The organism is Pantoea sp. EABMAA-21 (assembly GCF_030053335.1).
Classification (GTDB): Bacteria; Pseudomonadota; Gammaproteobacteria; order Enterobacterales; family Enterobacteriaceae; genus Pantoea; species Pantoea communis.
Genome location: NZ_JASGBX010000006.1, coordinates 24,129 through 40,176 on the forward strand (window position 1 = coordinate 24,129; position 16,048 = coordinate 40,176).

At 52.6% G+C, this 16,048-nt stretch carries 15 protein-coding genes and 3 tRNA genes; 10 read left to right on the forward strand and 8 right to left on the reverse strand.

Features of this window, described 5'->3' with window-relative positions; translation table 11 throughout:
• Positions 1–287: 287 nt before the first annotated feature.
• Positions 288–1,073: a C40 family peptidase gene (locus tag QMZ65_RS10490; protein WP_045834204.1), complete on the forward strand. Its 786-nt coding sequence runs from the start codon at positions 288–290 to the stop codon at positions 1,071–1,073.
• 85 nt (positions 1,074–1,158) lie between these two features.
• On the opposite strand, the gene cydH is transcribed toward QMZ65_RS10490, so the two are convergent.
• Positions 1,159–1,248 carry a cytochrome bd-I oxidase subunit CydH gene (cydH, locus tag QMZ65_RS10495; RefSeq protein WP_097119278.1) on the reverse strand — a complete coding sequence of 30 codons (90 nt, stop codon included), beginning with the start codon at positions 1,246–1,248 and terminating at the stop codon, positions 1,159–1,161.
• A 274-nt stretch (positions 1,249–1,522) separates the two neighbouring features.
• Here cydH and purR point away from each other — a divergent pair, with 274 nt between their 5' ends.
• On the forward strand, positions 1,523–2,548 hold the full coding sequence (purR, locus tag QMZ65_RS10500; RefSeq protein ID WP_283215952.1) for an HTH-type transcriptional repressor PurR: 1,026 nt from the start codon (positions 1,523–1,525) through the stop codon (positions 2,546–2,548).
• Here the strand turns inward: purR and punR are convergent.
• Positions 2,545–3,456, reverse strand: coding sequence for a DNA-binding transcriptional activator PunR (gene punR / locus QMZ65_RS10505; protein WP_160834600.1), 912 nt, complete (start codon positions 3,454–3,456; stop codon positions 2,545–2,547). The genes purR and punR overlap by 4 nt on opposite strands.
• A 108-nt stretch (positions 3,457–3,564) precedes the next feature.
• Between punR and punC the strand changes: the two genes are divergently transcribed.
• Both punC and cfa read left to right on the forward strand, forming a co-directional pair.
• On the forward strand, positions 3,565–4,767 hold the full coding sequence (gene punC, locus QMZ65_RS10510) for a purine nucleoside transporter PunC (RefSeq protein ID WP_283215953.1): 1,203 nt from the start codon (positions 3,565–3,567) through the stop codon (positions 4,765–4,767).
• Positions 4,768–5,075: 308 nt separating this feature from the next.
• Positions 5,076–6,224 (forward strand): cyclopropane fatty acyl phospholipid synthase, encoded by a 1,149-nt coding sequence (gene cfa / locus QMZ65_RS10515; protein ID WP_034821653.1) that lies wholly within the window; start codon positions 5,076–5,078, stop codon positions 6,222–6,224.
• Between the two features lie 48 nt (positions 6,225–6,272).
• On the opposite strand, the gene QMZ65_RS10520 is transcribed toward cfa, so the two are convergent.
• A complete protein-coding gene (locus tag QMZ65_RS10520) occupies positions 6,273–6,923 on the reverse strand; it encodes a riboflavin synthase (RefSeq protein ID WP_034821656.1) in 651 nt (216 codons plus the stop codon).
• Positions 6,924–7,121: 198 nt separating this feature from the next.
• On the opposite strand from QMZ65_RS10520, the gene QMZ65_RS10525 reads away from it, so the two are divergent.
• The 6 genes from QMZ65_RS10525 to QMZ65_RS10550 all read left to right on the forward strand — a co-directional run bounded on the left by QMZ65_RS10525 (position 7,122) and on the right by QMZ65_RS10550 (position 11,194).
• Positions 7,122–8,495, forward strand: a complete 1,374-nt coding sequence (locus tag QMZ65_RS10525; RefSeq protein WP_058959751.1) for an MATE family efflux transporter — start codon at positions 7,122–7,124, stop codon at positions 8,493–8,495.
• Between the two features lie 154 nt (positions 8,496–8,649).
• Positions 8,650–8,726, forward strand: a tRNA-Val gene (locus tag QMZ65_RS10530).
• A 3-nt stretch (positions 8,727–8,729) separates the two neighbouring features.
• Positions 8,730–8,806 (forward strand) — tRNA-Val (locus tag QMZ65_RS10535).
• A 12-nt stretch (positions 8,807–8,818) separates the two neighbouring features.
• Positions 8,819–8,895, forward strand: a tRNA-Val gene (locus QMZ65_RS10540).
• Positions 8,896–9,239: 344 nt separating this feature from the next.
• Positions 9,240–10,652: a pyruvate kinase PykF gene (gene pykF, locus QMZ65_RS10545; protein ID WP_034821670.1), complete on the forward strand. Its 1,413-nt coding sequence runs from the start codon at positions 9,240–9,242 to the stop codon at positions 10,650–10,652.
• A gap of 305 nt (positions 10,653–10,957) precedes the next feature.
• On the forward strand, positions 10,958–11,194 hold the full coding sequence (locus tag QMZ65_RS10550; protein ID WP_007374746.1) for a major outer membrane lipoprotein: 237 nt from the start codon (positions 10,958–10,960) through the stop codon (positions 11,192–11,194).
• A gap of 65 nt (positions 11,195–11,259) precedes the next feature.
• Here the strand turns inward: QMZ65_RS10550 and QMZ65_RS10555 are convergent, their stop codons facing one another.
• The 5 genes from QMZ65_RS10555 to sufC form a co-directional block, all read right to left on the reverse strand.
• Positions 11,260–12,297 carry a L,D-transpeptidase family protein gene (locus QMZ65_RS10555; protein WP_160868156.1) on the reverse strand — a complete coding sequence of 346 codons (1,038 nt, stop codon included), beginning with the start codon at positions 12,295–12,297 and terminating at the stop codon, positions 11,260–11,262.
• A gap of 61 nt (positions 12,298–12,358) precedes the next feature.
• Complete coding sequence (gene sufE, locus QMZ65_RS10560) at positions 12,359–12,775, reverse strand: cysteine desulfuration protein SufE (protein WP_038647304.1); 417 nt, start codon at positions 12,773–12,775, stop codon at positions 12,359–12,361.
• A 20-nt stretch (positions 12,776–12,795) separates the two neighbouring features.
• Positions 12,796–14,019 carry a cysteine desulfurase SufS gene (gene sufS, locus QMZ65_RS10565; RefSeq protein WP_283215954.1) on the reverse strand — a complete coding sequence of 408 codons (1,224 nt, stop codon included), beginning with the start codon at positions 14,017–14,019 and terminating at the stop codon, positions 12,796–12,798.
• Positions 14,016–15,293 carry a Fe-S cluster assembly protein SufD gene (sufD, locus tag QMZ65_RS10570; protein WP_283215955.1) on the reverse strand — a complete coding sequence of 426 codons (1,278 nt, stop codon included), beginning with the start codon at positions 15,291–15,293 and terminating at the stop codon, positions 14,016–14,018. Before sufD ends, sufS begins: the two co-directional genes overlap by 4 nt.
• Positions 15,268–16,014, reverse strand: a complete 747-nt coding sequence (sufC, locus tag QMZ65_RS10575) for a Fe-S cluster assembly ATPase SufC (RefSeq protein WP_283215956.1) — start codon at positions 16,012–16,014, stop codon at positions 15,268–15,270. The genes sufD and sufC overlap by 26 nt, the downstream gene beginning before the upstream one ends.
• Between the last annotated feature and the right edge of the window lie 34 nt (positions 16,015–16,048).

Here is a 16,048-nt window from a genome sequence, read left to right on the forward strand (position 1 = left end):
ACCGACCGGCTGATCGCCATGTTTGTTAAGTGCTGAGTGTACAGATAACATTTTCCTATCATTAGTAAGCATGAACAAATTAATAATTAGCAATAATTTCGCTGCGTTAAACAGCTGAAATCGCTCAATTTAGCGACATTATTTGCCTGGTAACAGATTAATAGAAAAAGGCCTTACCTTTTAGAAAAAAAGTGGATTAGAATTGCTTCGGCGCTGATCGTTGATCAGATTTCTCTTACTCTGCCGCAGCCTGCTTTTTGCCAGACTGCTTAACCTGTAACCGGACTATGCGTTTACTGATTACGCTTTTCATACTGGCTTTTGCCCAACTGTTCTTTAACGTGGCTTCTGCTTCTCAGCATGCCCCGATTAATGCCAGTTTGCATAATGCTGAGAAAAAAAGTGCGCGTGAAGATGAGCGCCGCAAGCGACGCCCGGTTAAAACAACGGCTAAAAAGTCTCGCCTGACCACCGTGCAGAAGCTCAAGCTGAAAAAGCAGAGTAAAACCGAAACCGCCTTAAACAAATCCAGCCGCAAAAAATCCCTGCTGAAGTCGCCATTGAAAAAGTATGGCCATCAACGCCTCGCGAAAAAGTCCCCAGATGTGGACGATGAAGTTCAGGGACTCACTGGCATCAAGATGAGCAAATCCCACCGCCTGCGCTACCAAAAGGCACGCGAAACCGCGATGACGAAGTTGATGGGACAACTGGGCAAGCCTTACCAGTGGGGTGGCACCTCACCCCATACCGGTTTCGATTGCAGTGGTTTGGTCTGGTATGCCTATAAAGATCTCGTCAAATACAAATTCCCACGCACGGCGAATGAGATGTATCACCTGCACGATGCCGCGCCCATTAAGCGTGAGATGCTGGAGAAAGGGGATTTGGTATTCTTCCGCATCAATAATCGCGGGACTGCCGATCATGTGGGTGTTTACCTCGGCAACGGTAAATTCATTCAGTCACCCCGCACCGGTAAAGACATTCAGATTAGCGCATTGGGCGAAGACTACTGGCAGAAACACTATGTCGGTGCGCGCCGTATGATGACTCCAAAAACTATTCGCTAATTGTTGCGCAACATCCTGTGGCTCTCGCCACAAAAAAAGCCGGACGCTTAATCAGTGCCGGCTTTTTTTATTGATGCGCTTTGAATTAATGAAGAATGGCGGTGAAGCTAAACGCAATAATCATCAACAGTGCGCCAACCGTGGTCATTAGCGCCAGCTTTAAATCTGTACTCATCACTACTCCTTAGTCACACATTTATTAGGGTTAAAACAATTTTCGCACAGCGGTGGGCAAAAATCTCGTCTTATCCGCGCTGGCTTGCTAGAATCGCCGCCTTTCGTTGCGCAACTGATTTTGCGCATGCTGTATTTACAGCCTGCTGAAGTGATTTTCCCTGCCTGAAACGGCAGATTTGCCCCCCCTTTTAGGGCATAAAACCCTTCGCAGACGCAAACGTTTAACAATATACTTATCAGTAAGTTGCGATAAGCCGGGGAGTACCTTTTTCATGGCAACAATTAAAGATGTAGCGAAACGCGCGGGTGTATCTACCACCACCGTTTCGCATGTCATCAACAAAACGCGTTTTGTTGCAGAGGAAACGCGTAACGCCGTATGGGAAGCGATTAAAGAGCTGCACTATTCGCCGAGCGCCGTTGCGCGTAGTTTGAAGGTGAATCACACCAAAACGCTGGGACTGTTAGCCACTTCCAGCGAAGCGCCCTACTTTGCCGAAATTATCGAAGCGGTTGAGAACCACTGTTTCGAACGCGGCTATACCTTGATTCTGGGCAACGCACATAACGATTTGCAAAAGCAGCGCGCTTACCTGTCGATGATGGCGCAAAAGCGTGTGGATGGTCTGTTAGTCATGTGCTCCGAGTATCCTGACGATTTGCTGCAGATGCTGGAAGACAACCGCAACATTCCGATGGTCGTGATGGACTGGGGCGCATCTCGCGGCGACTTCACCGATACCGTACAGGATAACGCCTTCCAGGGGGGTTACCTGGCTGGACGCTACCTTATCGAGCGCGGTCACCGAGATATCGGTGCGATTCCGGGTCAAATGGAGCGCAACACCGGCGGCGGGCGCCATGCGGGCTTCCTGCAGGCGATGAGCGAAGGCGGTGTGACCGTGCGGTCTGAATGGGTTGTTCAGGGCGACTTCGAGCCAGAATCGGGTTATCAGGCGATGCAGCAGATCCTTAATCAGAAACAGCGTCCGACCGCCGTGTTCTGCGGGGGCGATATCATGGCGATGGGCGCGATCTGTGCCGCCGATGAGATGGGACTGCGCGTGCCGCAGGACATCTCCGTGATTGGCTATGATAACGTGCGCAACGCGCGCTACTTCACCCCTGCGCTCACCACAGTTCACCAGCCGAAAGCGGAGTTGGGCAAAAAAGCGCTGGAAATGCTGCTGGATCGCATCACCAGCAAACGCGAAGAGCCGCAAACCATTGAGGTCCAGCCTACACTGATTGAGCGGCGCTCCGTGGCGGACGGCCCGTTCCGTGATTACCGCCGTTAAAGCTGATTTTCGCTGAGCCACTCGTGGTTCAGCGTTTCAGCATCGCCAAGATAGACGAGTAACCACTCCAGCGCGGGTGACGCACGCTGTTCTGACCAACTGACGCAGCAGGGACTTTCCGGAAACGGCTGCGGCAGTGATAGCTCGACCAACGCACCCTTATCCAATAATGGCCGCGCCAGGTGGCCTGGCACCATGCCCACGCACAATCCCGCCTGCAAACAATCCATCCCTGTTTCCCACTCTGGCACCACCAGACGTCGCTGATTATCCAGCGTCCAGGTCATGCGTCTCGGTAATGCGCGGGACGTATCTTCCAGCACCAGCGATGGCCAGGCACGCAACACTTCTTCATTGAGGTCGGTACTCGCGGCCAGAGGATGGTCGGGACTGACCACACAACGCCAGTTGAGGGCACCCATATCCTGAAAGGCAAAACGTCCACCCACCGGAATCGCCTGGGTGGCGCCAATCGCCACATCGACCCGCCCGTCCGCTAAGGCATCCCATACACCGTTAAATACCTCGTAGCTGATGATCAATTCCATATCCGGGAAATGACGGTAAAAATCCTTTACCAGTTGTCGGGTACGCTGGGGTTTTACAATGCAATCCACGGCAATACTTAGCTGTCCGCGCCAGCCATTCGCCAGTTGCTGGCATTGCCTGCGGGTTGCCAGCATTTTTTTGATAACAGATCGCCCTTCACGCACAAAATGCTCGCCTGCAGGGGTTAACACCACCTCACGGTGCTGACGCTCAAATAACGGCACGGCCAGCCAGGTTTCCAGCTGACGCACCGTATAGCTGACGGCAGAGGGCACGCGATGTAATTCCTGCGCCGCTGCGCTGAAACTGCCATTGCGCGCGACGGCGTCCACTACTTCCAGCGCATACTCAGACCACATACTTTTGCCTTCAAAAATTTTAACAGCACTGCGCAAATATTAGCGTTTCACAAAGAATGACGCACTCTTTTACACTCCCCGACGTTCAATCTGCCAATGAGAATTACTATGTTGTCGTCAAAAGGATTTATGCCCTATCTTGCCGTGCTCAGCATGCTCGGCTTCCTCGCTACGGATATGTATCTGCCTGCTTTTGGCGATATGCAGCGTGACTTCGCCACCGCGCCGGGCACCATCAGCGCCAGCCTCAGTCTATTTCTCGGTGGTTTTGCCTGCGCCCAGGTATTCTGGGGACCGTTGTCAGATCGCTTTGGACGTAAACCCATTTTATTGGCAGGTTTGACGATTTTTGCCCTGGGTTGCCTGGGGATGTTATGGGTGACGGACGTCAATATGATGCTGGCACTGCGCTTTGTGCAGGCGGTTGGCGTGTGCGCCGCCGCGGTCAGCTGGCAGGCACTGGTGGTCGATCGCTACCCCAAAGCCCAGGCCAATAAAGTTTTTGCTACCATAATGCCACTGGTTGCCCTTTCTCCTGCGCTGGCACCTTTGTTAGGTGCATGGCTGATGGGCCATTTCCACTGGCGCAGTATCTTTGTCGTGCTGACGATCATTGCCGTGCTGCTGGTCATCGGCACGCTGCAGCTTGCTGCGCCTAAAAAAGCCAAAGCAGATAATGCTCCGCAACCCGGCTGGCTGAATCTGCTCTCCACACGTGTCTACAGCGGCAACGTGCTGATCTACTCTGCCTGTTCTGCCAGTTTCTTTGCCTGGCTAACCGGTTCGCCGTTTATCCTGGCGTCTGCGGGTTTAACTCCCGCCGATATTGGTCTGAGCTATATTCCGCAAACCATCGCGTTTTTGATTGGTGGCTTTGGTTGCCGCGCGATGCTGAGCCGATATCAAGGATCGCAACTGCTGCCGTGGCTGTTGGTGCTTTACAGCCTGAGCATATTAAGTCTGTTTGTCGTCGCGATGCTGCCTGCGCCTTCGTTGATTGCTCTGCTGCTGCCTTTCTGTGGCATGGCACTGGCCAATGGCGCCATTTACCCGATTGTGGTTTCCAGCGCATTAGCGCCTTTTCCGCACGCCACGGGCAAAGCCGCAGGTTTGCAAAATCTGCTGCAACTGGGTTTGTGCTTTATCGCCAGCCTGTTGGTCTCTGCCGGATTACAACACGCGCTATATAACACCACACTGGTGATGGTCGCCACTGTCGTGCTGGCCTGGGCTGGCTTCATCTGGCAACGCAGCTTAAACGCACAAAGTGATATTGCTCACACCTCCCGTCCCTGCGAAGATAATCACTGATGCAACGATTATCGTTAGCAAACTAACGATAACCCGTTGAATATTGACCCACGTGAGCATATACTCAGTGGGTCAGCATTTCTGCAACAAATCAATAACATAATTGCATTAATTTTAAGCGACCCTGTCGCTGGGATGGCGTCTGCACGATCTCCTCTCCTGATTGGTGCCAGACATTTCTATTCAGATTCATGCCTCTGTAAAACGTCGGATATCTGGCGCACGGATTTTCCGTGAGTTCTCTCACAGGCCTTAGGAAATTGACTATTATTTCCACAGGTTCAAATCGGAAGGGTGATGGAGAAGCTATGAGTTCATCGTGTATAGAAGAAGTGAGCCTTGAAGAAAACCACTGGTTTCGCATCGTCAACGAATTACTGGAACGCGCTGATGTTGCAGTCAATGGCACACGCCCCTGGGATATTCAGGTCAAGCATCCGGATTTTTTTAAACGTGTTTTGCAGGAAGGATCGCTAGGTCTGGGTGAAAGTTATATGGATGGCTGGTGGGATTGCGAACAATTGGATGTCTTTTTCCATCGCGTTCTGCAACAACATCTGGATAAACAACTCCCACGTCATTTTAAAGATACCTTGCGTATTGCGGCCGCGCGTTTAACCAATTTACAGTCTAAGAAACGCGCCTGGATTGTCGGGAAAGAACATTACGATCTCGGTAACGATCTTTTTTCACTGATGCTCGATCCCTTTATGCAGTACTCCTGCGGTTACTGGAAAGACGCTGAAACACTGGAACAGGCTCAGTATGCCAAGCTGGATATGATCTGCCGCAAATTGCAGCTTGAACCCGGCATGACGTTGCTGGATATCGGCTGCGGCTGGGGCGGACTGGCTGAATTTGCCGCGCGCAATTATGGTGTCAAAGTGCATGGCGTCACCATCTCGGCTGAGCAGCAGAAGTTAGCTCAGCAGCGCTGTGAAGGGCTGGACGTGACCATTTTGCTGCAGGATTACCGTGATTTGAATTTGCAGTTCGATCGCATTGTATCCGTCGGCATGTTCGAACACGTGGGGCCGAAAAACTATGCCACTTATTTTGACGTTGCCGATCGCAATCTCAAACCAGACGGCATATTTTTACTGCACACCATTGGTGCCATCACCACCGATATGAATGTGGATCCCTGGATTGATAAATATATCTTCCCCAACGGGTGTTTACCGTCTGTGCGTCAAATTGCTGATGCCAGCGAGAAGCATTTTATTATGGAAGACTGGCATAATTTTGGTGCGGATTATGACACCACCCTGATGGCATGGCATGAACGATTCCAGAAGACCTGGCCGCAACTGGAAGAAAAATACGGCGATCGCTTTAAACGGATGTTTAGTTATTATCTCAATGCTTGCGCCGGCGCTTTCCGCGCGCGTGACATCCAATTGTGGCAGGTGGTATTCAGTCGCGGTAAAGAAGGTGGTTTACGCGTTGCACGGTAATCAAAGATGAGAATTTAAAAAGGCGCCGCGGCGCCTTTTATTATTGGATTACTCAGCGTCTGCGGCTTGCGCCAGCGCGATAGCCGCGGCTTCACGTTGGGCCAAAACGCGTTCCACCGTCTCGACAATCGCCTGAGTATGGGGATCGATCTCAATGTTCACTTTGTGCCCCAGTTTTTTCGCACCCAGCGTGGTGCGCTCCAGCGTTTCCGGAATCAGGTGCACACAGAATTTGCTTTTAGTGACGTCACCCACGGTCAGGCTGATGCCATCGATACCGACGAAACCTTTATGCAGGATATATTTGATCTGAGAAGCATCCTGTAATTTAAACCACACTTCACGGTTATTTTCAGACTGGATGATTTTGCAGATTTCTGCTGTGGTCATAATATGGCCAGACATTAAATGTCCGCCAATTTCGTCACTGAACTTCGCCGCGCGCTCAATATTCACCACATCGCCCACCGCTAATTCACCCAGGTTGGTAATGCGCAGGGTTTCTTTGATAAGGTCGAAGCTCACGCGATCGCCCTCAATCGCCGTCACCGTCAGGCAGCAGCCGTTGTGCGCCACCGAGGCGCCCAACGCTAATCCCGGTAAAAGTTCTTCCGGCAGACGTACGATATGGGTACGAAACAACTCTTTTTCTTCTACGGCGATAATTTCGGCCGTGCCCTGCACAATTCCAGTAAACATACTCTCAGCCTCTGCGAAGTTTGCGCCAGTTTATCACAGCTTGAGCAGCGCGGTTTAATTTGCCGGAGTTCAAACTTTACACAATTAACTTAACAAAATGCGATCAAAGTTTGGTGGAACGCAGCGCTACCGCTACACTAGCCGCGCATTCTTTGGGGATATCTCCCCTCTTCTCTTCTTAATTTAAGCAGGTGTTACGTGCAGAAGTATTTAACAGAAGCGCGTCAATTGCTGGCCCTCGCGATTCCGGTCATCCTTGCTCAGGTGGCTCAGACGGCGATGGGTTTTGTGGATACCATTATGGCCGGTGCGGTGAGCGCCACGGATATGGCCGCCGTTGCTGTCGGCACCTCTATCTGGCTTCCCGCCATTCTGTTTGGTCATGGTCTTCTGCTGGCGTTGACGCCCACCGTTGCGCAATTCAACGGTTCAGGACGCCGCGAACGCATCGCGGAACAAGTGCGTCAGGGTTACTGGCTGGCATTGGCAGTCGCATTGCTGATCATGGTGGTGTTGTGGAATGCCGGCTATTTGATTCATGCCATGCACGATATCGATCCGCAACTGGCGGCTAAAGCCGAAGGCTATCTCCATGCATTACTGTGGGGTGCACCCGGCTACCTGTTCTTCCAGGTGGCGCGTAATCAGTGCGATGGTTTATCAAAAACCAAGCCAGCCATGCTGCTGGGCTTTTTAGGTTTGCTGGTTAACATTCCCCTGAACTACGTCTTTATTTACGGTCATTTCGGTATGCCCGCACTCGGGGGCGTAGGCTGTGGTGTTGCCACCGCTTCGGTTTACTGGGTGATGTTTATGGTGATGCGTTTCTGGCTGAAACGCATGGCAAGCATGCGCGATATTCGCATGAACAGCCGCTGGTCACCACCCTCACGCGTCATCTTGTCTCGGCTGTTTACCCTCGGGTTACCGGTGGCGCTGGCACTGTTCTTTGAGGTCACCTTGTTTGCGGTGGTGGCACTGCTGGTCTCTCCGCTGGGGATCGTCAAAGTCGCGGGTCATCAGATTGCGCTGAACTTCAGTTCGCTGATGTTCGTTCTGCCACTGTCACTCGGTGTCGCGACCACCATCCGCGTGGGCTATCGTCTTGGGCAGGGGTCAACTGAACAGGCGCGCGTGGCGGCATGGACGGGACAAGGTGTCGGTATCAGCATGGCCGCTATCACAGCGATCTTCACCATCACCTTCCGTGAACATATCGCCGCACTGTATACCGCCAATCCAGAAGTGATTACGCTGGCCGCCCAGCTGATGCTGCTCGCTGCCATCTATCAGTTCTCAGATTCCATTCAGGTCATTGGTAGCGGGATTCTGCGCGGCTACAAAGATACGCGTTCCATCTTCTTTATCACCCTGATTGCCTATTGGGTACTGGGTTTACCGGTGGGTTATATTCTGGCGCTGACCGACTGGGTGGTACCGCAACTCGGTCCGGCGGGATTCTGGTGCGGATTTATTGTCGGCCTGACGTCTGCTGCCGTGATGATGATTTGGCGTATTCTTCGGTTGCAACGTTTGCCGGCGCAGATAATTTTGGCGCGCGCGGCCCGCTAAGTCGCTGAACAGGCCGTTATTTGCCCCCGCAATGCCTAAAAAAACAGCGGGTCGCACAGATGCTGGTCAGTCGTCATGGAAAATCATTTTTTCCCTTGCCAGCATCGCGGCCTGCCGTTAATATTCGTCCCCGCTGTCGCCCTGATAGCATGTTGCGCTCTTAGCTCAGTTGGTTAGAGCACCACCTTGACATGGTGGGGGTCGATGGTTCGAGTCCATTAGAGCGCACCAAGTGCGTCCGTAGCTCAGTTGGTTAGAGCACCACCTTGACATGGTGGGGGTCGGTGGTTCGAGTCCACTCGGACGCACCAAATTTCTAAAATGCGCTCTTAGCTCAGTTGGTTAGAGCACCACCTTGACATGGTGGGGGTCGATGGTTCGAGTCCATTAGAGCGCACCACTTTTTGTTTTCTCTCTCTTTGCGCAACACCCCTTTCCTTGATCTACATCGTTTTCTCTCTCAGCTTTTATATTGGTTTTCGCATACTTAGCGTCTATACTATGCCGCGTTGTCCACCTGAAAGGTTTCAGCGCTAACGTGCCTATGCCAACAACTCAAATGATTTGCGCAACACTGCTCTGCCAGTTCCCTCGCGCACTGCATAACTTCTCTGCACGCTTAGCCTCTGTCACCTATTCTTACTCCTGTACGATCCAAACCAACACCATACACATTTTCACTTCGCTGCCAAACGCCGCGAATCCCGACCTCTATCATCCATCACAACTTACAGAAAACCTGACATGAAAAAGACCAAGATTGTTTGTACTATCGGTCCGAAAACCGAATCTGAAGAGATGCTGACTCAACTGCTGGAAGCGGGCATGAACGTCATGCGCCTGAACTTCTCACACGGGGATTATGCCGAACATGGTCAGCGCATCACTAACATGCGCGCCGTCATGGAAAAAACCGGTCGTCAGGCCGCGATTCTGCTGGACACCAAAGGTCCTGAAATTCGTACCATGAAACTGGAAGGCGGCAACGATGTTTCATTAAAAGCCGGCCAGACTTTCACTTTCACCACCGATCAGTCAGTGATTGGTAACAGCGAACGTGTTGCTGTGACCTATGCAGGCTTCACCGAAGACCTGAAAATCGGCAACACTGTGTTGGTCGATGATGGCCTGATTGGCATGCAGGTTACTGAAGTCACAGAAAACACGGTCGTTTGTAACGTGCTGAACAACGGCGACCTGGGCGAAAACAAAGGCGTTAACCTGCCTGGCGTTTCCATCCAACTGCCAGCGCTGGCTGAAAAAGACAAACGTGACCTGATCTTCGGTTGCGAGCAAGGCGTTGATTTCGTCGCGGCTTCCTTTATCCGTAAACGTTCAGATGTGCTGGAAATCCGTGAGCATCTGAAAGCCCACGGTGGCGAGCATATCCAGATCATCTCTAAAATCGAAAACCAGGAAGGCCTGAACAACTTCGACGAGATTCTGGAAGCGTCTGACGGCATCATGGTTGCACGTGGTGACCTGGGCGTTGAGATCCCGGTTGAAGAAGTGATCTTCGCGCAGAAGATGATGATCAAGAAATGTAATAAAGCACGCAAAGTGGTCATCACCGCGACGCAGATGCTGGATTCGATGATCAAGAACCCACGCCCTACCCGCGCGGAAGCAGGCGACGTGGCGAACGCCATCCTTGATGGTACTGATGCGGTTATGCTGTCGGGTGAAAGTGCTAAGGGTCGTTACCCGCTGGAATCTGTGACCATCATGGCCACTATCTGCGAGCGTACCGACCGCGTGATGAAATCTCGCATTGGCGAGCTGCAGGATTCACGCAAACTGCGCATCACCGAAGCGGTGTGCCGTGGCGCAGTGGAAACAGCAGAAAAGCTGGAAGCCCCAGTAATTGTGGTGGCGACCGAAGGCGGTAAGTCTGCCAAAGCGATTCGTAAATACTTCCCGGATGCCACCATTCTGGCGCTGACCACCAATGCGACTACCGCACGCCAGCTGATTCTGAGCAAAGGCGTTGAGACGCGTCTGGTGACTGAAATTGCCTCAACGGATGATTTCTACCGTATTGGCAAGGAAATGGCGCTGGAAAGTGGCTATGCACAGAAAGGCGACGTTGTGGTGATGGTATCAGGTGCACTGGTTCCAAGTGGCACGACCAACACCGCTTCAGTCCACGTACTCTGATTTTTGCCTGAAGTTTTATTTAAAAGCGCCTTTACGGGGCGCTTTTTTTATTCTTGCGCTAATACAAAATCCAGATTTTTCCAATCGATAATAACTATTCAATATCCCGCACAATTAAGGTTAGTCCGATTAAATCTCTCTGTTTTAGCTAAATATTTTCATCATCTTCTGCGAAACGCTGCTTCTTTGAGCGAACGATCAAATTTAAGCATGTTCTCATCAAAAATTTATTCTCAACTCAAAAAGCTTTGTGTAATACTTGTAACGCTACATGGAGATTAACTCAATTCTAGAGGGTATTAATAATGAATCGTACTAAACTGGTACTGGGCGCGGTAATTCTGGGTTCAACTCTGCTGGCTGGTTGCTCAAGCAACGCTAAAATCGACCAGCTGTCTTCAGACGTTCAGACTCTGAACGCTAAAGTTGACCAGCTGAGCAACGACGTGAACGCAATCCGTTCTGACGTTCAGGCTGCTAAAGATGACGCAGCTCGCGCTAACCAGCGTCTGGACAACCAGGCTCACTCTTACCGTAAGTAAGAGTTCTGGTTTGAAAAATGGTGCCCATGTGGCACCATTTTTTTTGTCCTGATTTTGGTTCTGAATCAGGGTTTCTCGCCGCTCTCACCCATCGCCTGACTAATGGTCGCTTGTCCTGCTCCAGCGCCACTCTGCTGTGTTTGCAGCACATCCGGCAACACCGTGTCCTGCGTGACGGGTTCGCCGCTGCTCACCAGTACAGGCATCCCTGAACGACGCGCCATCGCCTCTTTGATCAGTGCGGTATCACTCTTCTGACTATTGATAAACGCCTTTGATTTCGCAGTCAACGCAATTGGCATGGTTTGCGGATCGTCCTTCTCATTGCGCGACAACGGCTGATGCACCTCAACGTAACGCTTGCCATCCGGTTCCACCGCATACTTGATCGGCTCGTTAACGATCTGCACCCTCGTTCCCTTTGGCACGCTGTTGAACAGCGCTTCGATATCATCCGGACGCAAACGAATACAGCCTGAGCTCACGCGCATCCCAATACCGAAATCGGCGTTGGTGCCATGGATCAGATACTGGCCGGTACCGCGCGCCAGACGCATCGCAAACAGGCCCATCGGGTTGTCTGGCCCGGCCGGAACGACACCCGGTAAGGTGATGCCCTCTTTCGCGTAGCGTTTGCGGATATTGACGGTAGGCGTCCAGGTGGGATTGGGGATTTTCTGGCTGATGCTGGTGACCATACTTGGTGTCGCGGCGCCCAACTGGCCAATACCGATCGGATACACCACCACGCGATTCTCCCCTTTCGGATAGTAATACAGACGCAGTTCAGCAAGGTTGATGACGATACCTTCACGGGGTGCATCAGGCAGCAGCATTTGTAATGGAACCGTCAGTTGCGTCCCCGCTTTGGGCAGCCAGGGATCGACGCCAGGATTGGCCTCCAGCATGCCGAGCATCCCAATCTTATAATGCGCTGCGATGCTCTCTAAGGGCCGTTTGTCGTCAGGGACAGTGGTCAGGGTATTCTCGCCAATTAAACGGCTGTTATCGGCTGGCAGGGGATATTCCGTTGCAAATGCAGGTGCAGAAAGTCCGAAGCAGGACAACAGCAATGCACCGGCTAAACGTAACGCTGGTTTCATGCAATTTTCTCTTTGTCGGATGGAACAGACCCCGGTCATGCCGGGGTCTGGAGAGTGTAACTTAGCTGAGGCTTTGAGCGTTATGACGGATCGCGCGAATCATCGCTTCCAATCCTTGAGAACGTGTAGGAGTGAGGTGTTGAGTCAACTCTAATTCTGCGAACCAATGACCGACATCCAGCGCGAGAATCTCCTGCGCTTGCAAGCCCTGATAGAGGCTAAATACTACCGCAATCAAACCTTTAACAATGGCGGCATCACTGTCGCCTTCAAAGGCGATGGTGCCATCAGCTTGTGGGGTCATGCGGATCCACACCTGACTCTGACAACCCGAAATCACATACTCTGGCTGCTGTAAGCTTTCAGAGGATTCTGGTAATTTCGCACCGAGTTCAATGATGTAGAGATACTTCTCTTCCCAGTTTGCGCAACGGTTAAAGTTGCGCACCAGCTTCTCTTTTTCTGGCAAATTCGCCATGGATAACTCCTGATATCTGCTCAACCGCCCAGCAGACGATGAATACGCGTCAAACCTGCTGCCAGGCGATCGGCTTCTTCTTCACTGTTATACAGCGCAAATGAGGCACGACACATTGCGGGCACCGCATAGTGGCGCATCAGAGGCATAGCGCAATGATGTCCGGTGCGGATGGCAATGCCGTATTGATCGAGGAAACTCCCGACGTCAAAGGCATGATGCTTACCAAGGTTGAATGCCACCACGCCACTGCGTTGTGCCGGACCGTAGATAATCAGGTCGGGTACCGACGCGAGCTTATCTAATGCGTAACGCATCAGAGAGGTCTCACGTTCGTTGATGACATCCAATCCCAGCTCACTGATCCAGTTCAGCGCCGCGCCTAAGCCGATGATGCCACCGGTATTCGGTGTGCCGGCTTCAAAACGCCACGGGGCAGTGTTCCAGGTGGTGCCGGTTGGCAGCATCACCTGATCGATCATTGAACCGCCGCCTTCCCAGGGAGGCATGATCTCCTGTAGCGCTTTACGCGCATACAACACGCCGATACCGGTCGGGCCATAAATTTTATGGCCAGAGGAGACGTAGAAATCGCAATCGATATCCTGCACATCCACTTTGTGATGCATCACCGCCTGCGCACCGTCCACCAGCGTGACAACACCCGCGGCTTTCGCCTGCGCCACGATGGCTTTCACCGGATTGACTGTACCGAGCACGTTAGAAACGTGCGTCACTGCCAGCAGGCGCGTGCGGCTATCAATCAGCCCGCTCAGCTGCTCAACAGCCAGTTCGCCCTGCTCGTTAAGCGGCAGAACGCGAATTTCAGCCCCGGTGCGCTGCGCCACCATCTGCCACGGCACGATATTAGCGTGGTGCTCCATCTCCGTGATGATGATGTTATCGCCCGATTGCAGCTGACTGCCGCCCCAGCTGTTGGCCACCAGATTGATGCCTTCAGTGGTGCCTTTAACGAAGATAATCTCTTCGGGCGATGCCGCATTGAGAAAACGCGAGGCTTGGGTGCGCACGTTTTCCATATCGGTGGTGGCTTGCGCACTCAGCGAGTGAATGCCACGGTGCACGGCTGCATAGCCGTGCTGGTAAAAATAACTTTCCGCATTGATGACCGCGAGCGGGCGCTGAGCGCTGGCCGCGCTATCAAGGTAGGCCAGCGGATGTCCGTTGACCTCACGTTTCAGAATCGGAAATTCCGCTCTGATTCGTTCGAGATCGAAAGTCATAACTCAACTCCAGGGAAACGCGCACTAATGCGTTCCAGCACCAGCTGGCGCAGCGGTTCTTCTTCCAGCAGTTCGGTCAATTCAGCCGCGAACGCATGGATAATCATCTGCTGTGCGGCATCTTCAGGAATACCACGCGAGCGCAGATAGAACATCTGCTCATCGTCGATACGGCCGATGGTCGCACCATGGCTACACTTCACGTCATCCGCATAGATTTCCAGCTGCGGCTTGGTATCCACTTCCGCCAGGCGACCGAGCAACAGGTTGTTGTTGGTCATCTGTCCGTCGGTTTTCAGTGCATGCTTCGCCACTTTAATGTGACCGTTGAAAATCGAACGGCCTTTATCGCGCGAGATGGTTTTGTGCAGCTGACGACTCAGGCAGTAGCCTTTGTTGTGTTCCAGATAGCTGCGGGTATCCGCCACTTCTGCGTTGATCGGCAGCACCAGACTGTTCAGTGACAGCTGGGTGTTTTCACCGTTGAGCTGCACGCTGGTGTTGTGACGAGACAAGCCAGCACCCAGCAGGAAGCTGGTGCTGCTGACCTGCGCATCACGACCAATCACAATATCATTGTGCGCAAAGTGATAGCTGCTGCTCTCTTCAAACGCCAGCTTGATGTGTTTCAGCTGAGCATTGTCGGCGACAGCAAAGGTAAAGCGTGCACCGGTAAAGTGGGCCGCACCGTTCAGCGTCACGTAATGCTCAATCACTTCAGCTTCGGCGCTCTGCTCCAGCTCAAGATGATGGCGGTGATGAACGGTGTTCAGCGCATCGGCTTTGCCGCTGGTGATGTGCAGTAAATACAGCGGACGTGCCGCCGATTTGCCGCGCGCCAGACGAATGGAAGTCACTTCTTCCGCCAGGCTTTCGGTGAGATGCAGGAACACTTCTGGCTGCACCGCAGCCGGCAACGGGCGGCGTTCAGCCGCACGGCTGTGCTGCACGTCAAACAGATCGGTGTCGCGCGCGCTCAGCTCAGGCTGGAAGCGGCCATCAACAAACACCAGACGCACCGCATCCACCGGTAGCGCCAGCTCAGCAACCTGTTCCGCCGTCACGGTCTGCGTTTCTGGCAACACGAACTGGTTGGCGAACAGGCCATCCAGCGCGGTGTATTTCCAGTTTTCATGCTTACGGGTCGGCAAGCCGACACGCATTAATTGCTGCCAGTGCTGCTGTGCCTGCAGAGAACGCACCTCACCGCGCGATTCAAACAGGTGATGCCACTGTTGCAGGGCGTTATCACTCTTCGTCGGTAAGCCAGCCATAGCCTTGCTCCTCCAGCTGTTTAACCAGCGAGAAATCGCCAGACTTAACGATTTTGCCCTGATACAGCACGTGCACGTGATCTGGCTTGATGTAATCCAGGATGCGCTGGTAGTGGGTCACGATAATGAATGAACGCTTACCGTCACGCAGGCTGTTAACGCCTTCAGCGACGATTTTCAGCGCATCGATATCCAGACCGGAGTCGGTTTCATCCAGGATGCACAGTTCTGGCTCAAGAGCAGCCATCTGCAGGATGTCGTTACGCTTCTTCTCACCCCCGGAGAAGCCGACGTTCACTGAACGGGTCAGCAGATCTTCAGGCATCTTCAGCAGTTTAATTTTGTCTTCGATGAAGTCCTGGAAATCAAAACGATCCAGCTCTTCCTGCTCACGGTATTTGCGCACCGCATTCACAGAGGTCTGCAGGAAAAATTGGTTGCTGACGCCCGGGATTTCAACCGGATACTGGAACGCCATGAAGATGCCTTCGCCCGAGCGCTCTTCTGGCTCCAGCTCAAGCAGGTCTTTGCCATGGAAGCTGACAGAACCACCGGTCACTTCGTAATCTTCACGACCTGCCAGCGTTGCAGACAGGGTACTTTTACCTGAGCCGTTAGGGCCCATGATGGCGTGGACTTCGCCTGGTTTCACTTCAAGGTTCAGACCGCGCAAAATCTCTTTGTCTTCAACGCTAACCTGTAAATCTTTAATGCTTAACATACTCTTTCCTTCACATTGCTTCCGGCAACGCGTG

What these genes read in the sequence shown, in the direction of transcription:
- QMZ65_RS10490 (WP_045834204.1), top strand. Translation starts at nt 288, where the DNA reads ATGCGTTTACTGATTACGCTTTTCATACTGGCTTTTGCCCAACTGTTC.
- cydH (WP_097119278.1), bottom strand. Translation starts at nt 1,248, where the DNA reads ATGAGTACAGATTTAAAGCTGGCGCTAATGACCACGGTTGGCGCACTG.
- purR (WP_283215952.1), top strand. Translation starts at nt 1,523, where the DNA reads ATGGCAACAATTAAAGATGTAGCGAAACGCGCGGGTGTATCTACCACC.
- punR (WP_160834600.1), bottom strand. Translation starts at nt 3,456, where the DNA reads ATGTGGTCTGAGTATGCGCTGGAAGTAGTGGACGCCGTCGCGCGCAAT.
- punC (WP_283215953.1), top strand. Translation starts at nt 3,565, where the DNA reads ATGTTGTCGTCAAAAGGATTTATGCCCTATCTTGCCGTGCTCAGCATG.
- cfa (WP_034821653.1), top strand. Translation starts at nt 5,076, where the DNA reads ATGAGTTCATCGTGTATAGAAGAAGTGAGCCTTGAAGAAAACCACTGG.
- QMZ65_RS10520 (WP_034821656.1), bottom strand. Translation starts at nt 6,923, where the DNA reads ATGTTTACTGGAATTGTGCAGGGCACGGCCGAAATTATCGCCGTAGAA.
- pykF (WP_034821670.1), top strand. Translation starts at nt 9,240, where the DNA reads ATGAAAAAGACCAAGATTGTTTGTACTATCGGTCCGAAAACCGAATCT.
- QMZ65_RS10550 (WP_007374746.1), top strand. Translation starts at nt 10,958, where the DNA reads ATGAATCGTACTAAACTGGTACTGGGCGCGGTAATTCTGGGTTCAACT.
- QMZ65_RS10555 (WP_160868156.1), bottom strand. Translation starts at nt 12,297, where the DNA reads ATGAAACCAGCGTTACGTTTAGCCGGTGCATTGCTGTTGTCCTGCTTC.
- sufE (WP_038647304.1), bottom strand. Translation starts at nt 12,775, where the DNA reads ATGGCGAATTTGCCAGAAAAAGAGAAGCTGGTGCGCAACTTTAACCGT.
- sufS (WP_283215954.1), bottom strand. Translation starts at nt 14,019, where the DNA reads ATGACTTTCGATCTCGAACGAATCAGAGCGGAATTTCCGATTCTGAAA.
- sufD (WP_283215955.1), bottom strand. Translation starts at nt 15,293, where the DNA reads ATGGCTGGCTTACCGACGAAGAGTGATAACGCCCTGCAACAGTGGCAT.
- sufC (WP_283215956.1), bottom strand. Translation starts at nt 16,014, where the DNA reads ATGTTAAGCATTAAAGATTTACAGGTTAGCGTTGAAGACAAAGAGATT.